Source organism: Rhizobacter sp. J219 (genome assembly GCF_024700055.1).
Classification (GTDB): Bacteria; Pseudomonadota; Gammaproteobacteria; order Burkholderiales; family Burkholderiaceae_C; genus Rhizobacter.
Window position 1 is genome coordinate 1182102 of record NZ_JAJOND010000001.1, and the last position, 18986, is coordinate 1201087.

Annotated in this window: 15 protein-coding genes, 3 pseudogenes and 1 riboswitch; of the genes and pseudogenes, 12 read left to right on the forward strand and 6 right to left on the reverse strand. The window is 68.5% G+C overall.

All coding sequences use genetic code 11. The features are described from left to right. Window positions 1-30: 30 nt before the first annotated feature. The 6 genes and pseudogenes from LRS03_RS05430 to LRS03_RS05455 form a co-directional block, all read right to left on the reverse strand. The gene (locus LRS03_RS05430; RefSeq protein WP_257829428.1) at window positions 31-912 is read right to left on the reverse strand and encodes an amino acid ABC transporter substrate-binding protein; all 882 of its coding nucleotides are present in this window, start codon (window positions 910-912) and stop codon (window positions 31-33) included. 126 nt (window positions 913-1038) lie between these two features. Continuing rightward, on the reverse strand, window positions 1039-1749 hold the full coding sequence (locus LRS03_RS05435) for an ABC transporter ATP-binding protein (protein ID WP_257829430.1): 711 nt from the start codon (window positions 1747-1749) through the stop codon (window positions 1039-1041). Next, window positions 1749-2507 carry an ABC transporter ATP-binding protein gene (locus LRS03_RS05440; protein ID WP_257824381.1) on the reverse strand — a complete coding sequence of 253 codons (759 nt, stop codon included), beginning with the start codon at window positions 2505-2507 and terminating at the stop codon, window positions 1749-1751. Before LRS03_RS05440 ends, LRS03_RS05435 begins: the two co-directional genes overlap by 1 nt. A gap of 88 nt (window positions 2508-2595) precedes the next feature. Next, window positions 2596-3572 (reverse strand): annotated as a pseudogene (locus LRS03_RS05445) (branched-chain amino acid ABC transporter permease). Window position 3573: 1 nt separating this feature from the next. Then, window positions 3574-4494: a branched-chain amino acid ABC transporter permease gene (locus tag LRS03_RS05450; protein WP_257824382.1), complete on the reverse strand. Its 921-nt coding sequence runs from the start codon at window positions 4492-4494 to the stop codon at window positions 3574-3576. After that, window positions 4491-5717, reverse strand: coding sequence for an ABC transporter substrate-binding protein (locus LRS03_RS05455; protein ID WP_257824383.1), 1227 nt, complete (start codon window positions 5715-5717; stop codon window positions 4491-4493). The genes LRS03_RS05450 and LRS03_RS05455 overlap by 4 nt, the downstream gene beginning before the upstream one ends. Window positions 5718-5965: 248 nt before the next feature. After that, window positions 5966-6078: riboswitch (guanidine-I (ykkC/yxkD leader) on the forward strand. A gap of 67 nt (window positions 6079-6145) precedes the next feature. Here LRS03_RS05455 and LRS03_RS05460 point away from each other — a divergent pair. The 12 genes and pseudogenes from LRS03_RS05460 (at window position 6146) to LRS03_RS05515 (ending at window position 18972) form a co-directional block, all read left to right on the forward strand. Continuing rightward, window positions 6146-7204, forward strand: a complete 1059-nt coding sequence (locus tag LRS03_RS05460) for a putative urea ABC transporter substrate-binding protein (RefSeq protein ID WP_257824384.1) — start codon at window positions 6146-6148, stop codon at window positions 7202-7204. 10 nt (window positions 7205-7214) lie between these two features. Further along, window positions 7215-8030, forward strand: coding sequence for an ABC transporter permease (locus tag LRS03_RS05465; protein ID WP_257824385.1), 816 nt, complete (start codon window positions 7215-7217; stop codon window positions 8028-8030). After that, complete coding sequence (locus LRS03_RS05470) at window positions 8027-8821, forward strand: ABC transporter ATP-binding protein (protein WP_257824386.1); 795 nt, start codon at window positions 8027-8029, stop codon at window positions 8819-8821. Before LRS03_RS05465 ends, LRS03_RS05470 begins: the two co-directional genes overlap by 4 nt. Further along, window positions 8818-9548: pseudogene (locus LRS03_RS05475) on the forward strand (urea amidolyase associated protein UAAP1). The gene LRS03_RS05470 and the pseudogene LRS03_RS05475 overlap by 4 nt, the downstream one beginning before the upstream one ends. 19 nt (window positions 9549-9567) lie before the next feature. Next, window positions 9568-10200 carry an urea amidolyase associated protein UAAP2 gene (locus LRS03_RS05480; RefSeq protein ID WP_257829432.1) on the forward strand — a complete coding sequence of 211 codons (633 nt, stop codon included), beginning with the start codon at window positions 9568-9570 and terminating at the stop codon, window positions 10198-10200. Between the two features lie 176 nt (window positions 10201-10376). Continuing rightward, window positions 10377-13992: pseudogene (gene uca / locus LRS03_RS05485) on the forward strand (urea carboxylase). A 104-nt stretch (window positions 13993-14096) separates the two neighbouring features. Beyond that, the gene (locus LRS03_RS05490; RefSeq protein ID WP_257824387.1) at window positions 14097-14912 is read left to right on the forward strand and encodes a dienelactone hydrolase family protein; all 816 of its coding nucleotides are present in this window, start codon (window positions 14097-14099) and stop codon (window positions 14910-14912) included. Between the two features lie 36 nt (window positions 14913-14948). Further along, entirely contained in the window at window positions 14949-15278 is a 330-nt protein-coding gene (locus LRS03_RS05495) for a hypothetical protein (RefSeq protein WP_257824388.1), read from the forward strand. A gap of 78 nt (window positions 15279-15356) precedes the next feature. After that, complete coding sequence (locus LRS03_RS05500) at window positions 15357-16004, forward strand: hypothetical protein (protein WP_257824389.1); 648 nt, start codon at window positions 15357-15359, stop codon at window positions 16002-16004. 12 nt (window positions 16005-16016) lie between these two features. After that, the gene (locus tag LRS03_RS05505; protein WP_257824390.1) at window positions 16017-16352 is read left to right on the forward strand and encodes a heavy-metal-associated domain-containing protein; all 336 of its coding nucleotides are present in this window, start codon (window positions 16017-16019) and stop codon (window positions 16350-16352) included. Next, window positions 16349-16744, forward strand: a complete 396-nt coding sequence (locus LRS03_RS05510) for a hypothetical protein (protein ID WP_257824391.1) — start codon at window positions 16349-16351, stop codon at window positions 16742-16744. Before LRS03_RS05505 ends, LRS03_RS05510 begins: the two co-directional genes overlap by 4 nt. A 125-nt stretch (window positions 16745-16869) precedes the next feature. Further along, window positions 16870-18972, forward strand: coding sequence for a protein-disulfide reductase DsbD family protein (locus LRS03_RS05515; RefSeq protein ID WP_257824392.1), 2103 nt, complete (start codon window positions 16870-16872; stop codon window positions 18970-18972). Window positions 18973-18986 lie beyond the last annotated feature (14 nt).

The following is an 18986-nucleotide window of genomic DNA, read 5'->3' on the forward strand; positions in this document are numbered from 1 at the left end:
GCGCGCGGACCGCCACACATGGCACGTTGGTCACGTTGCCGGCTTGTCGGACAGCGCCTTGAGGTTGTCCCGCAACTCCTGGCTCATCGGCGCATTGAGGTTGATGCCCTTGGGCGGGATGGGCGACTGGAACCACTTCTTGTAGAGCGCTTCGAACTCGCCGCTCTGCATCAGCGCGGCCAGCGTGTCGTCGACCAGCTTCTTGAAGGCCGGGTCGTCCTTGCGGATCATGATGGCGTAGGGCTCGACCTGAAGCGCATCGCCCACCACGGCCAGCTCAGCCGGGTTCTGCGAGCTGGCGCGCAGGCCGTAGAGAAGAATGTCGTCCATGCCGAAAGCCTCGGCCCGGCCCTGCTGCACCATGAGCGCCGACTCGGCGTGGTCCTTCGCGCCGAGCAGCTCGAAGCCGATGTTGCGCTCGGCGTTGACCTTGCGCAGCACCTGGAAATTGGTGGTGCCGACCGTCGACACCACCGTCTTGCCCTTCAGGTCGGTGATCGACTTGACCGGGGATGCGGCCTTCACCAGCAGCCGCGTGCCGGTGTAGAAATAGTTGACCGCGAACGCCACCTGCCGGGCTCGGTCGCTGTTGTTGGTGGTCGAGCCGCACTCGATGTCGATCGTGCCGTTCTGCAGCAGCGGGATGCGGTTCTGCGACGTGACGGCCTGCGTGACGACCTTGAGGTCGCGCCCGGTCGATGCGCGCACGCGGTCCACGATCTTGCTGCAGATCTCCCAGCCGAAGCCGGTGGGCTTGGCATCGCCGCCAAGGTATGAAAACGGGATGGAGGACTCCCGGTATGCCACCGAGATCGAGCCGTTGCGCTTGACCTTGTCGAGCGTGGCTTCGGTCTGCGCGGCAAGCGTCAGCGGCAGCCCGACGAGACAGCAGGCAATGGCCCAGGTGCGCATGTGTGTCATGGAGGAATCCTTTGCGGTGGTGGCGATGAAAAAATTGTGGAGCGCCACCTCGCCGCTGTCACATTGCAATTGCGCGACCACCCATTAGCCCCGCTGATGCCCTCCCGGGCTCGACCGTCACACGCCGATGTAGCGGTGCCAGAGCGAGGGATCGGCCGCCAACGCCGCCGAGCCGCCCTGCCACACCACCTGGCCACGCTCGATGAGGGTGTGGCGGTCGGCCAGCTTCACCAGGCGCTGCACGTATTTGTCGATCACGAGGATGGTCTGGCCCTGGGCGCGCAGCTGGGCCAGGCAGCGCCAGATCTCTTCACGGATGCGCGGCGCGAGGCCTTCGGTGGCTTCGTCGAGGATCAAGAGGTGCGGGTTGGTCATCAGCGCGCGGCCGATGGCGAGCATCTGCTGCTCGCCACCCGACAGCTGGTTGCCCATGTGGCCGAATCGATCGGCCAGCGCAGGAAAGAGTGCCACCACACGATCGAGCGTCCACGGCGTTTCGCTTGCGTTGCGGTGCGCGGCGAAGGCGAGCAGGTTTTCCTTCACCGACAGGTTCGGAAAGATCTGCCGCCCTTCGGGCACGACCGCGAGGCCCATGCGGGCGATGCGGTCGGGCGAGAGCGCTTCGATGCGCTCGCCTCGGAAGCGCACCTGCCCCGCCCTCGCGCGGGTGAGCCCGAGCAGCGAACGCACGGTCGTCGTCTTGCCCATGCCGTTGCGGCCGAGCAGCGTGGCCACCTCGCCCTGGCGGATGCTGAGGTCGATGCCGAAGAGCACCTGGCTGCTGCCGTAGGCGGTCTCCAGGCCCACGACTTCCAACAGCGGCTCGATCACAGCGTTTCCTCCGCATCGTCGCCGAGGTAGGCTCGCTTGACCTCGGGGTGGGCGCGGATCTCGTCGGCGCTGCCGGTGGCGATGATCCTGCCGAAGACGAGCGTCGAGATGCGATCGGCCAGGCGAAAGACGGCGTCCATGTCGTGCTCGACCAGCAGCATGGTCACCTGGCCGCGCAGGCTCTGCAGCAGCGCGACCATGCGCTCGGATTCTTCCGGGCCCATGCCGGCCATCGGCTCGTCGAGCAGCAGGAGCTTTGGGTCGAGGGCGAGTGCGAGGCCCACTTCGAGCTGGCGTTGTTCGCCGTGCGACAGCGCCCCGGCCACGCGATCGAGTTGCGCGCCCAGGCCCACGCGCTCGGCCACGCCGGCCGCCGCCTCGTAACGTGCGCGCTCGGCGCGCGCCGGCCGCCAGAAGCGCAGGCTGCTGCCGTCTCGCGACTGCACCGCCAACGCCAGGTTGTCGAGCACGGAGAGGCGCCTGAACACGCTCGTGATCTGGTACGAACGCACGAGGCCTCGGTGTACGCGGTCGTGCATGGCCACGGCGGTGATGTCGTGGCCATCGAAGTGGATGTGGCCAGCGCTGGGCGCAAGCGCTCCCGAGAGCTGGTGGATCAGCGTCGTCTTGCCCGCGCCGTTGGGGCCGATGAGTGCATGCAGCTCGCCCGCACGCACCACGAGGTTCGCGTGGTCGGTGGCCACGAGGCCGCCGAAGCGTTTGACGAGCTGTTCGGTGCGCAGCAGGTCGGTCATGTCCACCCCTCGTTCGCCGAATACGGCGAACGATCCCCCGAGGGGATCGCGTGCCGGCTTGGGGCAGCCCGGCGCTCGACCCGCGCGCTCATCCAGCCGCCCTTCGCCGCAGCAGGCTCGTAAGCCCGTTGGGCGCCAGCAGCACCACCGCCAGCAGCACCGCGCCGAGCCCGAATTGCCAGTGGATGGTGTAGCCCACCAGCACTTCTTCCAGCAGCAGGAACACCGCCGCCCCCACCAGGCCACCATAGAGGTAGCCCACGCCGCCGAGGATCACCATCACCATTAGCATGCCGGACTGGCTCCACTGCATCAGCGCCGGGCTCACGAAGTTGCCTTGATTGGCCAGCAGCGCCCCGGCCAATCCGGCGATGGCGCCGGCGAGCGTGAAGGCGATCAGCTTGTAGCGGAAGACGGCGAAGCCGAGCGCTTCCATGCGAGTCTCGTTCTCGCGGATGCCTTGCAGCACATGGCCGAAGCGCGCGTTGAGCAGGCGCGCGATGGCGACGAAGGCCAGCACGCAGACACCGAGCACGACGTAATAGAACTGCGCGTCGTGAGCGAGGTCGAGCCCGAGGCCCACGCGCGACCGCGAGGCCAGCGACAGGCCGTCGTCGCCGCCCCAGGTCTTGAGCGACACCATCAGGTAGAAGAGCATCTGCGCGAAGGCCAGCGTGATCATGATGAAGTACACGCCCTGTGTGCGCAGGCTCACGAGGCCGATGACGAACGCAAACAGCCCACCCACCACGAAGGCCGCCGGCCACGCGACCCAGGCCGAGATCACGCCGCCCTGCATCAGGATGCCCACGGTGTAGGCCCCCATGCCGACGAAGGCCGCATGGCCGAAGCTCACCATGCCGCCGAAGCCGAGGATGAGGTTGAGGCTCGTGGCCGCCAGCGCAAAGATCAGGATGCGGCTCGCCACGCCGATGTAGAAGCCTTCGTTCATCGCGTTGAGCACGGGGGAAGCGCGGCCAGCAGGATCAGCAGCGGAATCGCGATGCGCAGGTCGAGGCGATGGTCCAGCGGGCTCGTCTGCGGGTTCTGGGGGGAAGCACTCATGTCAGCCGTGGGAAGGGAAGAGGCCACGCGGCTTCCAGAACAGCACGCCGGCCATCAGCACGTAGATGAGGATCGAGGCCACGGCCGGGCCGGCGGTGGCGGCCGCGGCCGGCCCGAGCAACTGGCCGAAGAGCACCGGCACCAGCGTGCGGCCCGCCGTGTCGACCAGCCCCACCAGCAGCGCGCCGAGCAGCGCCCCGCGGATGGACCCGATGCCGCCGATCACGATGACGACGAAGGCGAGGATCAGGATGCTCTCACCCATGCCCACCTGCACCGCCAGCAGCGGGCCGAGCATGCCGCCGGCCACTGCGCACAGCGCCGCACCCACGGCGAAGAGCGCCGTGAAGAGCAGCCGCACGTTGGTGCCCATCGCCTGCGCCATCTCCCGGTTCGACGCGCCTGCCCTCACCCGCATGCCCACGCGCGTGTGCGTGACCAGCAGGTACAGCAGCAGCGCGACCGCGAGGCCCACGCCGATGATGAAGAGCCGGTACGCCGGGTAACTGAAGCCGGGCAGCAGCTCCACCGGGCCCGAGAGTGCCGCCGGCATCGCCATCGGCACCGGCTGCGAGCCCCAGACCATGCGCACGGCTTCGTTGGCCATCAAGAGGATGGCGAAGGTGCCGAGCACCTGCGAGAGGTGGTCGCGCTGGTACAGGCGGCGCAGCACCGTGAGTTCGAGCAGCACGCCGATCAAGGCCGTGGCCGCCACCCCGCCCGCGAGCCCGATCCAGAACGATCCGGAAGCCGCGGCGATGGTGGCGACGAGATAGGCGCCGACCATGTACAGCGAGCCGTGCGCCAGGTTGATCATGTCCATGATGCCGAACACGAGCGTGAGCCCGGCCGCCAGCAGGAACAGCATCAGGCCGAACTGCAGGCCGTTCAGGGCCTGCTCCAGCAGCAGGATGCCGGTCACGGTGTCTCAGCGGGCATCTTGCAGTCGCCGGCGTAGGCATCGGCGTGGTTGTCGAACACCTTGCCCACGGTCTTGTTGGTGACGCGCCCCTGGGCATCCTTCACCACTTCGCGCAGGTAGTAGTCTTGCACCGGGAAGTGGTTGGTGTTGAACTTGAACTCGCCGCGCACCGACTCGAACTTCGCCGCCTCAAGCGCGCGGCGCAGCGCGGCCTTGTCTTCCAGCTTGCCGCCGACCGTCTTCACCGCACCGTCGATCAGGCGGGCCGCGTCGTAGCCTTGCGCGGCATAGAGCGTGGGCAGGCGGCCGTATTCCTTCTGGAAGTCGGCGACGAATCGCTTGTTGGCCGCGTTGTCCATGTCGTGCGCCCATTGCGAGCTGTTGAGGATGCCCACCATCGGCTCGCCCACCGCGCGGATCACGTCCTCGTCGGCCGAGAAGCCCGGCGCGAAGAGCTTCATTTCCTTGTTGAGTCCGGTGCTCGTGAACTGCTTGATGAAGTTGATGCCCAGGCCTCCGGGCAGGAAGATGAACACCGCATCCGCCCCTGAGGCGCGGATCTGCGACAGCTCGGCACCGTAGTCGAGCTGGTTGAGCGGGGTGTAGGTCTCGAGCGCGATCTCGCCCTTGTAGAAACGCTTGAAGCCGGCCAGCGCGTCCTTGCCCGCCGGGTAGTTGGGCGCCAGCAGCGCGATCTTCTTCACGCCACGCGCCTGCACCGTCTTGCCCACTGCCTCGTGCATGTTGTCGTTCTGGTACGAGGCGCTGAAGAAATACGGGTTGCACTGCGCGCCCGCGAGCTGAGAGGGGCCGGCGTTGGCGCTGATGTAGAAGGTGCGCGACTGGAACACCGGCGGCGCCACCGCCAGCATGATGTTCGAGAACACGATGCCGGTCATGAAATCGACCTTGTCGCGCTTGAGGAGGCGATCGGCCGTCTGCTTGGCGGCGTCGGGACTCATCTGGTCGTCGGCGACGATCACTTCGGCCGGCAGGCCGCCCAGCTTGCCGCCCGCGTGCTTCACTGCCAGCTGGAAGCCGTCGCGGATGTCCAGCCCCAACCCGGAACCGGCACCCGAGAGCGTGCTCATCAGGCCGACCTTGACCTTGTCGGCCGCGGCGGCCGGTTGGGCCGCGAGAGCGGCTGCCGCCGCGAGCGCCAGAAGGGGAATGGAGCGTTGAGAAAAGACGGCCGGGGCTTGCGTGCGCAGGGTTGCTTTCATCGGAGTGGCATCGTGAAGGAAACGGAAGGGCGCTAGTTTGCATGCAGCCCGAGGGGTGCACACCAGGGTTCGCCCCTTCTGGACAGCGCCCATCGACGCCGTCGGTTCGCACCGAAACGTGGCATGGAGGGTCTGGCGCCGCCCCATTCGTGGGCGATTTCAGGTGCCGGAGCCAACTTTTGCACCTGCAACCCTGGCACACCTGTTGCGTAGCTTTGCCTCGGGAGCAGCGTCATGCTGCAGTTCCAGAAATGGCTGGCTAGGGTTCCGATCGGCGCGATCCACACGGAAAGCGCGGATGTCTGGTCCGAGAGCTGGCGACCTCATCGAGGTTACACGGCGGGACAAAAGCCCGGGAGAGCCACACCCCATTGCGGTGTGACGCTGCTCCCACCCTTTGTGTCCAACTCTATTGGAGTGCCGTCGTCATGTTCTCGCGTCAACTCGTGGGCGCCCTCGCCCTCAGCCTTGCCAGCCTGTGCGGCGCCTCCGCGCACGCCGCGCCCAAGACCCAGTTCAATGTCTGCTGGACCATCTACGCCGGATGGATGCCGTGGGAATACGCCGGCACGCAGGGCATCGTCGACAAGTGGGCCAAGAAGTACGGCATCAACATCAAGGTCACGCAGCTCAACGATTACGTGGAGTCGATCAACCAGTACACCGCGGGCCAGTTCGACGGCTGCACCATGACCAACATGGACGCGCTGACCATCCCCGCCGCGGGCGGCGTGGACAGCACGGCCCTGATCCCGGGCAGCTACTCCAACGGGAACGACGGCATCGTGCTCAAGGGCAAGGGCAAGACGCTCAAGGACCTGAAGGGCCAGAACGTGCACCTGGTGCAGTTCTCGGTGTCGCACTACCTGCTCGCACGCGGGCTCGACCAGGCGGGCCTGCGCGAGCGTGACATCAAGGTCGTCAACACTTCTGATGCCGACATCACCGGCGCCTTCGCCACGCCCAAGGTCACGGCCGCCGTCACCTGGAACCCGCAGCTCGCCACCATCGCCGCCACGCCCGGCGCGGTGAAGGTGTTCGACTCCAGCCAGGTGCCGGGCGAGATCATCGACCTGATGGTCGTCAACACCGCCACGCTGAAGGACAACCCTGCGCTCGGCAAGGCACTCACCGGCGCGTGGTTCGAAGTGATGGCGTTGATGAAGGCCGGCAACACGCCCGCGCTCACGCACATGGCCAAGGCCTCGGGTACCACGCTTGCCGACTACCAGTCGCAGCTCAAGACCACCGCGCTGATGTTCACGCCGGCCGACGCGGTGAGCTTCGTCACCAGCCCGAAGCTCGCCGACACGATGAAGCGCGTGTCGAAGTTCTCCTTCGACAAGAAGCTGCTCGGCGAAGGGGCGAAGAGTGCCGATGCGATCGGCGTGGCCTTCCCGGGCGGCGCGGTCAACGGCAACGCGAAGAACACCAAGCTGCGCTTCGACGACACCTACCTGCGCCTCGCGGCCGACGGCAAGCTCTGAGCGCGTGACGATGCGCTTCGTCAACCGCCATCCCGGGCCGGGTGGGCGGTGGCTGCTGATGCTGCTGCCGCTGATCCTGCTCGTCACCGTCTATGCCACCGGCTCGGCTTTGCGCCTGGCCGACAACCCGGACGACAAGCTGCTGCCCAGCGCCACGCAGATGGCCGAGGCCATCGACCGCATGGCCTTCACCGAAGACGAGCGCACCGGCGAGATCCTGCTGTGGACGGACACCGCGGCCAGCCTCGTGCGGCTGGGCCTGGGCTTAAGCATCTCGGCACTCGCCGGCCTGTGCCTGGGCATCGCGGCCGGCGCCTTCCCGCTGCTGCGCGCGCCGCTGTCGCCGATGCTCGCGCTGCTGTCGATGGTGCCGCCGGTGGCCATCCTGCCCATCCTCTTCATCGTGTTCGGGCTGGAGGAGTTGTCGAAGGTGATGCTGATCGTCATCGGCGTCACACCCATCCTGGCGCGAGACCTGGAGCAGCGGGCTCGCGAGATCCCGCGCGAGGTGCTGGTGAAGGCGCAGACGCTGGGCGCCAACAGCTGGACGCTGGTGTTGCGCGTCGTCCTGCCCCAGCTCACCTCACGCTTGCTAGTGTCGCTGCGGCTCATGCTCGGATCGGCGTGGCTGTTCCTCATCTGCGCGGAGGCCATCTCAGCCACCGCGGGCCTCGGCTACCGCATCTTCCTCGTGCGTCGCTACATGGCGATGGACGTGATCCTGCCCTACGTGGTGTGGATCACGCTGCTCGCCTGGCTGATGGACTACGGTCTGCGCCGCCTCAACCAGTGGTGCTTCCCGTGGTCGGTGGGAGACAAGCCATGAGCGCGGCGCCGTATCTGGAAGTGCGCAACGTCTGGCAGCGCTACGGCTCGCACGTCGTGCTGGAGCACTTGAACCTGACGGTCGACGAAGGCGAGTTCTGCACGCTGGTGGGCGCCTCGGGCTGCGGCAAGTCGACCTTCCTGCGCTTGCTGCTGGGGCAGGAGCGGCCGAGCAAGGGGCAGCTGCTGCTGCGCGGCCAAGCGCTGCGCGACGAACCGGATGCGAGCCGCGGCGTGGTCTTCCAGCGCTACTCGGTGCTGCCGCACCTGAGCGTGCTCGACAACGTCGCCATCGGCCTGGAGCTTCCGCAGTCGCCGCTGCTTGGGCGACTGTGGGGGCGGCGCAAGCAGGCGGCCCGCGACGAGGCCGCACGCCTCCTCGATCGCGTGGGCCTCGGTCACGCGCTGCACCAGTATCCGAGCCAGCTCTCCGGCGGCATGCAGCAGCGTCTCGCGATCGCGCAGGCGCTGATCCTGCGCCCGAGCATCCTGCTGCTCGACGAGCCCTTCGGTGCGCTCGACCCCGGCATCCGCAAGGACATGCACACGCTGCTGCTGGAGCTGTGGCGCGAGACCAGGCTGACCGTTTTCATGGTCACGCACGACCTCTCGGAAGGCTTCAACCTCGGCACGCGCCTGCTCGTGTTCGACAAGCTCCGCGTCGACCCGCAGGCACCGCAGGCCTACGGTGCGCGCATCACCTACGACATCCGTCTCAACCAAGACCGCCGCCTGGCCGACGCCGCGCTCTCGTCGCTGCCGGCGCGGGTTCTCACGCAGGAGCCCACATGAGCACTGACACCCTGGCCTTGCAGGCCACGCTGTACGAAGAGACCGTCCCCGGCGGCGGCCACACCTCGTTCATCCTGAAGCGCGGGCAGCTGCTGCGCCTCGTGGACGTGGAGGGCGGCGCGAACGTGAGCCTCATGCTGCTCAACGCCCACCAGCCGAGCGAGCGGCTCAACCTGCCCGACACGCTGAAGGGCCAGCACACCGCGAAGCTCACCGCCGGCCATTGCCTCTACTCCGACATGGGGCGTGTGTTGGCCGCCATCACCGCCGACAGCTGCGGCTGGCACGACCCCTTCGGCGGCGTGCTCAACGCCGACGAGGTGCGCGAGAAATACGGGACCGGCCGCTACCAGGAGCTGCGCAACGGCTTCTTCCGCAACGGCGTCGACAACCTGCTGGTCGAGATGGGCAAGTGGAACCTTTACCTGCAGGACCTGCTGATGGTGGTCAACCTCTTCAGCAAGGTCACGGTCGACGACGAAGGCTGCTTCCATTTCGTGCCGGGCCACTCGAAGCCCGGTGACCACGTCGGCTCTACGCGCCGATGGACACGCTGGTCGTGCTCACCGCCTTGCAGCACCCGATGGACCCGAACCCGCGCTACGAGCCGCGCCCGGTGCAACTGCGCTGGGGCCAGGCGCACAGCGACGGCGTGAGCACGGCCTGCCGCCACTCGCGGCCCGAGAACGAGCGCGCCTTCCACAACACCGAACGCTTCTACCTCTGAGAAGGAGAACCGCATGCAGATGCTGACCGCCAGCGACCGGCGCGCGGACAACGCCGTCTTCCGCCACGTCATCCCGGCCGGCGAGCCCTATCTCTTCGAGGTGAAAACCGGGCAGACCCTGCGCCTGCTCGACCTCGAAGGCAACCAGGCCGTCGACACCCTCTTCTACAGCGCCGCCAACCCGCGCGAGCGCTACGACCCGCAGCGCACGATGCGGCGCCAGAACAAGGTCTACCTCACGACCGGCACGGTGCTGTATTCCAACCTCGGCCACCCGCTGCTCACCATCACCGCCGACACCTGCGGCCGCCACGACACGCTCGGTGGCGCCTGCGCGCAAGAGAGCAACACCGTGCGCTATGCGCTCGGCAAGCGCTACATGCACAGCTGCCGCGACAACTTCCTCTGCGCCTGCCTGCACGACGGGCGGCTCAACAAGCGCGACATCGGCGCCAACATCAACTTCTTCATGAACGTGCCGGTCACGCCCGAAGGCGGCCTCACCTTCGAAGACGGCATCTCCGCCCCTGGCAAGTACGTCGAACTGCGCGCCGAGCAGGACGTGATCGTGCTCATCTCCAACTGCCCGCAGCTCAACAACCCCTGCAACGGCTGGAACCCCACCCCCGCGGAGGTGCTGGTATGGAACTGAAGAGCTTGTCTCGGCGGCTGCTGGCCGCGCTGTTCGGCTTCATGAAGACGCGAGCCGGGCTCTACAGCACCACGCGCAAGCGCTGAACCGCCGTTCCCCCACGACACCCGCCGCGGACGACCGCGGCGCGAAGCCTTCATTGCGGGACGGCCCGCACCTCATCGAAGGACGCTCGAATGTTCGACAAGCTGCTCATTGCCAACCGCGGCGCGATTGCATGCCGCATCCTGCGCACCTTGCGCACGCTGGGCGTGCAGGGGGTTGCGGTGTTCTCCGAGGCCGATGCGGCCAGCCTGCACATCGCGCAGGCCGATCAGGCGCTGAGCCTCGGCGACGGGCCGGCGGCGCAGACCTACCTCGTGGTCGAGAAGATCCTCGCCGCCGCACGCGAGAGCGGCGCGCAGGCCATCCACCCGGGCTATGGCTTTCTCTCCGAGAACGCGGCCTTTGCCGAAGCGTGCGCAGCCGCCGGCATCGTCTTCGTCGGGCCCACGCCCGAGCAGCTGCGCGTGTTCGGCTTGAAGCACACGGCACGTGCCATCGCCAAGCAGCAAGGCGTGCCCCTGCTCGAAGGCACCGAGCTGCTGGACGACGTGGCCGCGGCACTGGCGGCGGCGGAACAGGTGGGCTACCCGGTGATGCTCAAGAGCACCGCCGGCGGGGGCGGCATCGGCATGCGCGTGTGCCGCGATGCGCGGGAGCTGTCGGACGCCTTCGAGGCCGTGCGGCACCTCGGCCAGAGCAACTTCAGCGACTCGGGTGTCTTCATCGAGAAGTACATCCCGCGCGCACGCCACCTCGAAGTGCAGATCTTCGGCGACGGCCGCGGCGAGGTGATCGCCCTCGGGGTGCGCGACTGCTCGGTGCAGCGGCGCAACCAGAAGGTGCTGGAAGAAACACCCGCGCCCAACCTCCCCGCCGGCATGGCCGAGCAGCTGTGTGCCGCGGCGATCACGCTCGGCAAGGCGGTGAGCTATCGCAGCGCGGGCACGGTGGAGTTCGTCTACGACAGCGAGGCGTCACGCTTCTATTTCCTGGAGGTCAACACGCGGCTGCAGGTCGAGCATGGCGTGACCGAGCAGGTGTGGGGGGTGGACCTGGTGCGCTGGATGGTCGAGCTGGCCGCGGGCGACCTGCCACCGCTGGCCGAGCTGGCGCAGAAGCTCTCGCCGCGCGGGCATGCGATCCAGGCGCGGCTGTACGCCGAAGACCCGGGGCGCAACTTCCAGCCTTCGCCGGGCACGCTGACCGAGGTCGCCTTCCCCGCGGCCGACGGGCGTGCGCTGCGCATCGACACCTGGGTCGAGCCCGGCTGCGAGATCCCGCCCTTCTTCGACCCGATGATCGCCAAGCTGATCGCCTGGTCGCCCACGCGCAACGAAGCCCGCGCGAAGCTCGACGCCGCCCTCGCCGACACCCGCCTCTACGGCGTGGAAACCAACCGCAGCTACCTGCGGCAGATCCTCGCCGACACACCGTTCGCGAGCGGCGAGCCGTGGACGCGTTGCCTCGAAGGCCTGGCCTACCGCGCTGACACGGTCGAGGTGCTCGCCGGCGGCACACAGACCACGGTGCAGGACTGGCCGGGCCGCCTGGGCCACTGGGCGGTGGGCGTGCCCCCCTCGGGCCCGATGGACGACCGCGCGCTGCGGCTGGGCAACCGCCTGCTCGGCAATGCGCCCGACGCGGCCGCGCTCGAGATCACGATGAACGGGCCCACGCTGCGCTTCAACACCGCCGCGATGGCGGTGGTGACCGGTGCCGCGATGGCGGTCTCGCTCGATGGCACCTCGGTTCCGATGGACACGGTGTTCGCCATTGCCCCCGGCGCCACGCTTCGCCTGGGCAGCACCCTGCAGGCCGGCGCGCGCAGCTACCTCGCATTACGCGGCGGCATCCAGGTGCCCGACTACCTCGGCTCCAAGAGCACCTTCACCCTCGGCCAGTTCGGCGGCCACGTCGGGCGCGCCCTGCGAGCGGGCGATGTGCTTCACCTCAGTTCACTGACCAATGACACACTCGTCGGCAGCAGCCTGCCCGCCGCCTTGCGCACCACGCTCGGGGAGGTGCGCGAACTGCGCGTGCTCTACGGCCCCCACGGTGCGCCCGAGTACTTCACCCCGGCCTACATCGACACCTTCTTCGCCGCCGAGTGGGAGGTGCACTTCAACTCCAGCCGCACCGGCGTGCGCCTGATCGGCCCGAAACCCGAGTGGGCGCGCGACAGCGGCGGCGAGGCCGGCCTGCACCCGTCGAACATCCACGACAACCCCTACGCGGTGGGTGCGGTCGACTTCACCGGCGACATGCCGGTGATCCTCGGCCCCGACGGTCCGAGCCTCGGCGGCTTCGTGTGCCCAGTCACCGTGATCGAAGCCGACCTGTGGCACCTAGGCCAGCTCAAGGCCGGTGACCGCGTGCGCTTCGTGCCGGTCGACATGACGACGGCGCGGCAGCTCGCGCAGGCACGGCGCGAGGAGATCGAGACGCTGGCCCCGGTGCCCGTGGCCTGGTCGCCGACCCCCTTGTCGTCACCGATCGTGCTCGACATCGGCGAGGCCGACCGCCGCCTGGTGGCCCGCCTGTCCGGAGACACCCACCTGCTGATCGAGATCGGCGCCCCCCGAGCTCGACCTGGTGCTGCGCTTCCGCGCCCACGCGCTGATGCAGACGCTGGAGCGCGCCGCACTGGAGGGCGTGATCGACCTCACCCCGGGCATCCGCTCGCTGCAGGTCCACTACCGCCCCGAGCAACTGCCGCTCGCGCAACTGCTCGCCACCGTGGCCGGCTGCTGGGAGGGCGTGTGCAACGCCGGCAACCTCACGCTGCCCTCGCGCGTCGTGCACCTGCCGCTGTCGTGGGACGACCCGGCCTGCCAGCTCGCGATCCAGAAGTACATGACCACGGTGCGCAAGGATGCCCCCTGGTGTCCGAGCAACCTCGAGTTCATCCGTCGCATCAACGACCTGCCCGACCTCGATGCCGTGCAACGCACTGTCTTCGAGGCGAGCTACCTGGTGATGGGCCTGGGTGATGTCTACCTCGGCGCACCGGTCGCCACGCCACTCGACCCACGGCACCGGCTCGTCACCACCAAGTACAACCCGGCGCGAACCTGGACGGCCGAGAACTCGGTGGGCATCGGCGGCGCCTACCTGTGCGTCTACGGCATGGAAGGCCCGGGCGGCTACCAGTTCGTCGGCCGCACGCTGCAGATGTGGAACCGCTACCGCCACGACGGGGCCTTCGGCGGCAAACCCTGGCTGCTGCGCTTCTTCGACCAGATCCGCTTCTACCCGGTGTCGGCCGAGGAGCTGCTGCGCATCCGCCGCGACTTCCCGCTCGGCCGCTACCCGCTGCGCATCGAGACCACCGAGCTCGACCTCGCCGCCTACCAGGCGTTTCTGGCGCGTGAGGCCGAGGGCATCGCGGCCTTCCGGGCGCGCCAGCAGAGCGGCTTCCACGCCGAGCGCGAGCGTTGGATCGCCTCGGGCCAGGCGCATTTCGAGAGCCAGGACACGGCCGCAGCCGACGACGAACACGCGCCGCTGCTGCCGGGGCAACAAGGCGTCGAGAGTTTCATCGCCGGCAACCTCTGGCAACTGCAGGTGGGCGTGGGCGAGAAGGTGGTCGCCGGCCAGGTGCTCGCGGTGCTGGAGTCGATGAAGATGGAAATTCTCCTGCCCTCGCCCTGCGACGGCGTGGTGCGCGAGCTGCGGGTGCAGCCGGGCTCGCCGGTGCGCGCTGGGCAGCATGTGCTCGTGATCGACGAGGTGCCTGCCGAGGGCTGAGCGTCACGGCGCTGTCTGTTTCGGCCAGGAAGTTGTCGGCTGCGACAGTGGCCGCCTCGGGCGTGGCAGGGTCGAATCGTCGCCACACCCGAAAGGAACGCGACATGCCCCGACCCCTCGACCAGGACGACCCGCTCGACGACTTCGACCGCCGCCACCTCGGTTTCGACGGCATCACCAAGACCGTCTACACCGCCGGCTGTGGCCCGGGGGTGGTCGTGATGACCGAGATGCCCGGCATCAGCCCGCAGGTCGCGCGCTTCGCCCGCTGGGTGCGCGATGCCGGCTTCACCGTCTACATGCCCTCGCTCTTCGGGCGCGACGGCGCCGTGCCGCAGGCCGAAGAAGGTGCGGCCATCTTCAAGCGGGCCTGCGTCAGCGCGGAATTCCGAGCGCTCGCCGCCAATGAGTCGAGCCCGGTCACGCAGTGGCTGCGTGCGCTCGCGAAGCAGGCGCATTCGGAATGCGGTGGCCCAGGGGTGGGCGCGATCGGCATGTGCTTCACCGGCAACTTCGCGCTCACCATGATGCTGGAGCGCTCGGTGCTGGCCCCGGTGCTGTCGCAGCCCACGCTGCCGCTCAAGGACCCGGCCGGAGTGGAGATCTCGCCGGCCGATCTCGCCGCGGTGCGCGAGCGCCTCGACCGCGAAGACCTGAGCGTGCTCGCCTACCGCTTCGAGGGCGACCCGTACTGCCGCGCCGAGCGTTTCGCCGCCTACCGGGCGGCGCTCGGCCCGCGCTTCGTGGCGCGCGTGCTGCCTGACAGCGCCGCCAACCCCGACACCGCGCCCTTCTTCCGCCAGTTCGTGGCGCACCCGCACAGCGTGGTCACGGCGCACCTGATCGACGAGGCCGGGCAGCCTACGCTGCAGGCGCGTGACGAGATCCTCGACTTCTTCCGGCAGCGGCTTGTCCCCTGACCCACGTAGCCTGGGCCGCTGCAGTAGCATCGCGGCATGCGTCGCTGGCTGCTCCTGTTGATGATCGCCCTGATCCCCTTGCGTGGGCTGGCGGGCGAACTCGTCGTGGTCGAGGTCAGCATCAACGCGACGCTGTACGAGGCGAGCCAGGCAGCACCTGCCCAGGCCATGCCTGCCGACTGCCCCATGCACACCGGCGACTCCGCACAGAACTGCACCGCGTGCGGCCTGTGCGTCCCGATGGCCGAGCCGGCCAGCATCAGCCTGCAGACGGCAAATGCTGCCGTCCACGAACAGCCGTTCGCGCCGCGCGCGGCCTTCCACAGCGCCTCGCTCGCGCCGGCTGTCGAGCCGCCCATTTCCTGAACTCCACGCCACAAGTCCGTCCGCAGTTCGCTGCGCCGACCTGAACCGTGGCTCGCACAAGCCACCGCTGGAGATCCGATGAAGAAGATGAAGCCGCTGGCCGCCTGCCTTGCGGCCGGCACGATGGCCACGAGCGCCTTTGCCGCGCCGATGGGTTTCAAGGACAGCACCATGCTGATGGCCGACATCAGCGCCAACTGGCGCGAGTCGTGGGTCAACCACGCCGTCACCGCGCGAGATGCGTTCGGTGTCGGCGGCATCTACATGCGCTCGGACGACAAGGCCCGTTCGCGCACCCTCGCCGAGATCAACTACACCCTGCTCGCGAAGCGCTGGAACCTCGAGCATGCGCAGGCCAACGTGTGGCTCTTCGCCGGCGCCGGCGCGATACGCGGCAACGACTTCGCCGGCAGCCGCTTTGCCTGGGCGCCGGGCCTGCAGGTCGACTACGAGACCACCCGCATCTTCGTCGCCGCCACCGCCCGGCTCTACCGCGCCGAATCCATCAACCACGACTTCGGCTCCGTGCGCGCCGGCTTCTCGTTCTACGAAACCGACTACGACGAGGTGCAGCCCTGGGTCATCGTCGAAGCGCGGCGCATGCGAGGCCTGTCCGACAAGACCGAGATCACGCCCATGCTGCGCCTCATCCACAAACGCTATTTCGTCGAGTTCGGCGTCAATACCGAGCAGCAGGCTCGCGCCAACCTCATGTACACCTTCTGAAGGAACCTCACCATGAACCGAATTGCCAGACTTTTCCTCGCGCTCGCCCTCGCCGCCACCGGTAGCGCCGCCTTCGCCGTCACCTCCGTCAAGGCCTCCGTCAACGGCATGGTGTGCGCCTTCTGCGCCCAAGGCATCGAGAAGCGCCTGTCCAAGCTGCCGGCCGCCCAGGCGGTGCATGTCGATCTCAAGCAGAAGATCGTCGCCGTCGAAGCCAAGGAAGGCCAGACGCTCGACCTCAAGGTCATCACCGCCGAGATCACCGATGCGGGCTACGACGTCACCAAGCTCGAAACGGTGGAGCAGTCGGTGGCCGACATCAAGGCCGGCGGCAAGGCCAGGAAGTGAGCAGCGATGGCGTCGTCGAGACGCGCGCCGGCCTCTGGGCCTCGCTGCTGAGCCTCTTTGCCAGCTCGGGCACGCTCGTCTGCTGCGCGCTGCCGGCGCTGCTGGTGGCGCTCGGCGCGGGGGCCGCGCTGTCGTCGCTGGTGTCGGTGTTTCCGCAGGTGGTGTGGCTGAGCGAGCACAAGGCCGAACTCTTCGTGTTCGCCGGCGTGGCGCTGGCGGCCAGCGGCTGGCTCCAGTGGCGCAACCGCCTCGCCCCCTGCCCCACCGACCCGGCCCTGCGTGACGCCTGCCTGCGCACTCGTCGCACCTCATGGCGCGTGTACCTGTTCAGCCTGGCGGTCTACGTCGTCGGAGGCTGGTTCGCTTTCATCCAGCCGCTGCTGGGCGGTTGAACTCTGGTGCGGGATTTGCACTCAACGCCGTCACCCTCCACTCCTGCCGTGCGAACGCCGGGATGTTGGTGCGAATCCCGCAGACCTTGAGATGGCACTGCTGAAAGAGCAACATCCGAGCCCGCATGACCCTGAACGTTTCACTGCTCCTGCCCGCATTGCTGCTGGCCCTCGCCGCGCCCTGCGTGGCGCACGCCCAGGCCGAGGCCAAGACCGAACAGGTCGCGGTGCGGCTGGTCTCGGCCGCTGCCACCGTGCAGCCCGGCCAGTCGCTGCTGGTGGGCGTGCAGCAGAAGATCATTCCGCACTGGCACACCTACTGGGCAAACCCTGGCGACTCGGGCCTGCCCACCACCATCGCGTGGACGCTGCCGGCCGGCGCCACCGCAAGCCCCATCCACTGGCCCACGCCGTCGCGCTACAGCCTCGGGCCGATCACCAACTATGGCTACGCCGACGAGGTGACGCTGCCCTCCGTCGTGCAGGTGCCGGCCGACCTGCGGGACGGTGGCCGCTTCGGTCTCAAGGCGAAGGTCGACTGGCTGGTGTGCCACGACGTCTGCATCCCCCAGAACGCGACGCTCTCGCTCAGCCTGCCCGTGAGCACCGCGGCCACTGCGAGCGCCGATGCCGATCTGTTGCAGCAGGCCCAGGCCCGGGTGCCGCAGCGTGGCGACGCGGCCCGCTGGCAGCTCGATGGCGGCAAGCTGCAGCTGTCCTTGCCCCAGGGTGCACCGGCCCACGACGCCGCCTACTTCTTCGCGCGCAAGTGGGGCCTCGTGGCCCATGCCGAGCCGCAGCAGTTGCAGCAGGCCCGGCTCTCCATCGCGCCCGGCGACAACGCACCGAAGGGCGGCGATGCGGTCGATGGCGTGCTGGTGCTCTTCAAAGAGGGCAAGCCGGTGCAGTCGCTCGCGATCGGGCACGACCCGGCGCCGCTCACGCCGGTGCCGGTGTCCACGGCACCGGCGGGCGCGGCCACATCGGCCGATGCGCCGTCCCTTCTGCTGGCCCTCGGCCTCGCGCTGCTCGGCGGCCTCATCCTCAACCTGATGCCCTGCGTGTTCCCGGTGCTCACGATCAAGGTGCTCTCGCTGCTGCAGACGGCGCAGGGCTCGCGGCGTGTGGTGCGGCTGCATGGCCTGGTCTACCTCGCCGGCGTGCTGGCGAGCTTTGCGGCGCTTGCGGGGGTGCTGATCGCGCTCAAGGCCGGCGGCGGCAGCGTGGGCTGGGGCTTCCAGTTCCAGTCGCCTGTGTTCGTGCTGCTGGTCGCCTTGCTGATGTTCGCGGTGGGCCTGAGCCTCTCGGGCGTGGTGACGATCGGCAGCAGCGCGGCGGGCCTCGGCCAGGGCCTCGCCTCGCAGCCGGGCCTGCGTGGCAGCTTCTTCACCGGCGTGCTCGCCACCGTGGTGGCGACGCCGTGCACCGCGCCCTTCATGGGCGTGGCGATCGGCTATGCGGTCACGCAGCCGCCGGCGGTCACGCTCGCCGTGTTCCTCGCGCTCGGCCTGGGCCTCGCCTTGCCCTACCTGCTGCTGTGCGAATGGCCAGCGCTGCAACGGCGCCTGCCACGCCCCGGCGCGTGGATGGACCGTCTCAAACAGGCGCTCGCTTTCCCGATGTATGCGAGCGCCGCGTGGCTGGCCTGGGTGCTGGCGCGGCAGGCTGGGCCCGAAGCGCTGGCCGTGGCACTCGCCGGTGCGATCGGCCTGGCCCTCGCGGCCTGGCTCTACAGCAACACGCGTGACCTCGGCGCGCGAGGTCGCCATGCTTCTGCGGTGATCGCGGTCCTGCTGGTGGTGGGCACGGTCGGTTTCGGCACGCTTGGGGTGACCGGCACCTCCACCGCACCACCCGCCACGACGGCGGCCGACAGCGGCTGGGAGCCCTACACCCCCGAGCGCCTCGCCACGCTGCGCCGCGAAGGCAAACCGGTCTTCGTCAACCTCACCGCCGACTGGTGCATTACCTGCCTCGTCAACGAGCGGGTGGCGCTTTCGCCCTCGCATGTGGACGAGGCCTTCCGCCAGGCCGGCATCACGCGCCTCAAAGGCGACTGGACGCGCGGCGACGAACGCATCACCCGTCTGCTCGCCGAGCATGGCCGCAGCGGCGTGCCGCTCTACCTCTTCTACCCCGCGGGCCCGCAAGTCGAGCCGCAGGTGCTGCCGCAGTTGCTGACCCCCGATCTCGTTCTCACGGCGCTCAAGGCGCCCACCTCACCCTGATCGCCACGTCCACA